The 3,890-nt window shown below is 70.1% G+C and carries 5 protein-coding genes; 2 read left to right on the forward strand and 3 right to left on the reverse strand.

Annotation, left to right across the window (positions count from 1 at the left end):
• Positions 1-250: 250 nt before the first annotated feature.
• Both QZT59_RS17830 and QZT59_RS17835 read right to left on the reverse strand, forming a co-directional pair.
• Positions 251-613 (reverse strand): NifU family protein, encoded by a 363-nt coding sequence (locus QZT59_RS17830; RefSeq protein ID WP_290819236.1) that lies wholly within the window; start codon positions 611-613, stop codon positions 251-253.
• Positions 614-739: 126 nt separating this feature from the next.
• Positions 740-1,717 carry an ROK family protein gene (locus QZT59_RS17835; protein WP_290819237.1) on the reverse strand — a complete coding sequence of 326 codons (978 nt, stop codon included), beginning with the start codon at positions 1,715-1,717 and terminating at the stop codon, positions 740-742.
• A 153-nt stretch (positions 1,718-1,870) separates the two neighbouring features.
• Between QZT59_RS17835 and QZT59_RS17840 the strand changes: the two genes are divergently transcribed.
• Entirely contained in the window at positions 1,871-2,284 is a 414-nt protein-coding gene (locus tag QZT59_RS17840; protein ID WP_290819238.1) for a hypothetical protein, read from the forward strand.
• 105 nt (positions 2,285-2,389) lie between these two features.
• Here the strand turns inward: QZT59_RS17840 and QZT59_RS17845 are convergent, their stop codons facing one another.
• Positions 2,390-2,845: a universal stress protein gene (locus QZT59_RS17845; RefSeq protein ID WP_290819239.1), complete on the reverse strand. Its 456-nt coding sequence runs from the start codon at positions 2,843-2,845 to the stop codon at positions 2,390-2,392.
• A 247-nt stretch (positions 2,846-3,092) separates the two neighbouring features.
• Between QZT59_RS17845 and QZT59_RS17850 the strand changes: the two genes are divergently transcribed.
• On the forward strand, positions 3,093-3,833 hold the full coding sequence (locus QZT59_RS17850) for an SDR family NAD(P)-dependent oxidoreductase (RefSeq protein ID WP_290819240.1): 741 nt from the start codon (positions 3,093-3,095) through the stop codon (positions 3,831-3,833).
• Positions 3,834-3,890 lie beyond the last annotated feature (57 nt).

Consider the following 3,890-nt stretch of genomic DNA (forward strand, 5'->3'; position numbering starts at 1 on the left):
CGGTCGCTCCGTCCGCCGGCTCCTCGGTCGCTCCGTCGGTCGCCCGCCCGGTATGTCCGTCGGACGGCTCCCCGGTCGGTCCCTCAGCCATTCGGACCACCGCCCGTCGGTGAGCGTCCAGTCGTCATTGTGGCCGACCGGAGGACTCGGCCGCGTAAAAGCCTGTAGGCAGTTTCAAAACTGACCGATGTCGGCCGACGGTAGCACGCGGCTCCCGTCGACCGGCCCCCGTCCGGTGACGGGCGCACCCTCAGAGGTGATCTTTCCCGGGGTTCGACGAGCCCCAGTCGCCGCGGCCGCCCTCGGTTCGGTCGATGCCCATGATCGACTCGGCCTGCTCGGGGCCGCCGAGGCTCTCGCGGGCGTCGGGCACCCGGACGGTGACGTCCTCGATTTCGTCCCAGGAGAGCAGTTCGGCCTCGATGTTGCTCGTCGTGATGTCGCTCACCGAGCACCCCCGGCAGCCGCCGCCGAGCTCGATAATCACCTCGCCCGTCTCGGGGTCGGCCTCCCGAACGGCGCTGGTGCCACCGTGCATCTGGATGATCGGCATCTGGGTGGTGAGCCAGCGCTCTACGCGCTCGCGAAGCGGTTCGGTCTCGGTTTCGCTCATCGGCTCGAACTTGGGGCCGACGCGGGGTATACGTTGGGGTCCTGCGAGCTATGTAACGGTCGATAACGCGGGACTCGTGGCGGCGGCCCGCGATCGACCGTCTCCCTCGGTCGGTGGCGAAACCGGTCAGCTTCGCATGCGAGAGCGATCGCCCGTCCCCTGGGTCATCGCGCTCGCCAGGGCTCCGCGCAGGACGACGTCGTCGCCCAGCTCCGTGACCTGGATCTCGGGGACGTTCGTCATCACGCTCTCGGCGAGGTGCTCGCGGATCGGGTCGACGACGAGTTCCCGGTTGTTGAGCGCGACGGCGCCGCCGATCGAGACCAGCAGCGGCGCGAACGAGTGGACGACGTTCGTCATCCCCATCGCGTTCCAGTGGGCGACCTGCTCGATCACGTGGTCGGCGAGTGCGTCCGCCCCCGCGGCGGCGAAGACGTCGGCGGCGTCGAAGTCGGGGTCCTCGAGCGGCAGGTCGGTCCCGATGCCGGGGTCGTCGTCGGCCAGCAGGCGCGCGAAATCGGGGATGCCGTTGCCCGAACAGTAGGCCTCCCAGTGCCCGTCCCGGCCGCAGCCGCAGGTGAGCCGGCCCCGCGGGTCGACGACGTAGTGGCCGACCTCCCCGGCGTTGCCGTCCCAGCCGCCCACGATCGCGCCGTCACAGCAGACGCCGGCGCCGATCCCCGACGAGAACGTGACGTAGACCATGTCGTCGGGATTTCGGTCGGCGTGGTAGCGCTCGCCGATGACGCCCGCGTTCGTGTCGTTGTGGAGGTAGACCTCCCCGCCGTCGATCACGTTCGCGATCGGGCCCGTGAGCGGGATCCGGTCGATGGTGTCCGGCAGGTTCGCCGGATCGACGACGGCGCCCTCGGCGAGGTCGAACGGTCCGATGGAGCCGATGCCGGCCGCCCGAACGCGCCCGGGTTCGACGCCCGCCTCGTCGCAGGCCTCCCGAAGCGTCCGAAGGACGCCCTCGGTGACGTCGATTCCCCTGGGTCCGCGCGGCGTCCGATTTCGACTCGTCGCCAGCGGTTCGCCGTCCCGGTCGGCGACGATGGCTCGGACGTTGGTCGCGCCGAGGTCGACGCCCGCGTAGTAGACCATCCGTATCCGAAAACTGCCGCCGGCGTACTTAACTACATACATCCTTACTCGCGAGCGAGTAGCCGGCCGCGAGGGACGGAAGGCCGCCCGCCGCACGACCGCCCCGCGCGAACCACCGACACCGGTTTTCGCCGCGACGACGTAACACCCGATATGGGAACCGACGACGCGGCCCCCGACGAGACCCTCACCGAGACCGAACTCGAGGCGCTCCACGAGGTCGAACTCGGCCTGGAGTGGCTCCAGCGCGCTCAGGGCGAACTCATCGAGTTCCACCACGCAACCGGCCACGGGATGGACCACCTCGACCTCGCCGAGTCCCGGCTCCGCGAGAGCGGTCACGAGGCGCTCGCCGACGCGCTCCGCCAGGAGGTGCTCCCCCACGGCGTGGTCGACGGCGACCGCTGGTCCTACGACGTCCTCGAGGACTTTCAGGACACCATCCTCACCGAGATCGAAGGGTTCGAACGGCGCACGCGCGAGGAACTCGCCGGCGGTCGTCGACACGTCCTCGAGCGCCGTCAGGAGCGCCGCTGGAAGGAACGAGCGGACGACCGCGAGCGGTGATCCGTCCCCCGATCCGTTTCGGCCACGTCTCGCTCGAGCCGCTTCGGTCGGCACACCGCACCGACCGACCCGCCCCAGCCGGCACACCGCACCGACCGACCCGACTCAGTCGTCACCGCGGACGAACGTGACCGGACAGGGCGCCGAGAGCAGGACCTCCTGGGCGGTGGAACCGAACACCGCCTTGCCGGTCGGGGTCCGGCGCCGACCGCCGACGACCACGCGGTCCGCGTCGGCCTCGCTCGCCAGGTCGACGATCGACTCGCCGTGATCGCCGACGGCGCCCGTAACCTCGTAGTCCACGTCCGCCCCCTCGAGCGTCCGCGCCAGGTCCCGGATGGTCGCGTGACGCTTCGCCACGTCGTTCGGGTCGATCTCCTCGAGGTCGGGGTCGAACTCGAGGCGTCGGCAGACCTCGTCGTACTCGTCCGACGTGAACACGTGGGCGAGCACCACCGTCGCACCCGCGGGTTCCGCCACCTCGACGACGGCTTCGGCCAGTTCGTCCGTCCGATCGGCGTCGCCCGGTCCCACCGCAAGCAGAATCGTTCGCAGCGTCATATCCGAACTCCTACTCGTGGCGACTAAAGGGTTGTCGGCGACGGCCAAAATTCCCGTGCGCCCCGCGGCGTCACGACCGGACCGACGACGGCCGGCTGTGACGGCGGCCGCGACTCCGATGGCCGGCTGCGACGGCGGCCGTGATTCCGGTATTCGGTCGCGACAACAGCCGCCGACTCCAGCGTCCGAGCGCGACGGCAAGAGCCGACTCCAGTACACCTAACCCGTCGGACCCGGAAGTCGTCCCATGGACGGTCCAGATCTCTCCTCGCAGACGGTCCTGGTGACGGGCAGCGCCAGGGGACTCGGGCGAGAGTTGCTCCTCGCGGCCGCCGAGCGCGGCGCGAGCGTCGCGGTCCACTACCACACGAGCGCCGACGACGCCCGCGAGGTCGCAGACGCGGCGCGCGACCGCGGCGCCCCCGAGGCGACGACGGTCCAGGGCGACGTCACCGACCCCGAGAGCGTCGACGGGGTCTTCGCGGCGGTCGAGGCGGACCTCGGCCCCGTCGACTGCCTCGTCAACAACGTGGGCGACTTCGCGCCCGTTCACTGGGAGGAACTCGATCTCGACGCGTGGCAGGGCGTGATGGACACCAACCTCACCGCGACGTACCTCTGTGCGAAACGCGCGCTCCCCGCGATGCGCGAGCGAGGATTCGGCCGAATCGTCAACGTCGGCTACGCCTCCGCCGAGAAGGGGCTCGTCGACCCCGTCAACTTCCCGTACTTCGCCGCCAAGGCGGGCGTCCTCATGTTCACCCGGATGCTCGCCGCGGACACCCAGGACGACGGCATCACCGTGAACGCGGTCTCGCCGTACGTCGTCGAGAACTCCGATGAATTCCCCGCGGAGCTTCCCCGCGGGCGGCCCGCGAGCTTCGAAGACGTCGCTCGGCCCGTACTCTTCTTCCTCGACCCCGAGAACGAGTACGTCAGCGGCGAGAACGTCGAAGTCGACGGCGGGTGGCTGCCCGAGGACGTCTGAAGCGGGTGGCTGCCCCAGGACGTCTGAAGCGGGTGGCTGCCCCAGGACGTCTGAAGC

Source organism: Halovivax sp., from assembly GCA_007119345.1.
Classification (GTDB): domain Archaea; phylum Halobacteriota; class Halobacteria; order Halobacteriales; family Natrialbaceae; genus Halovivax.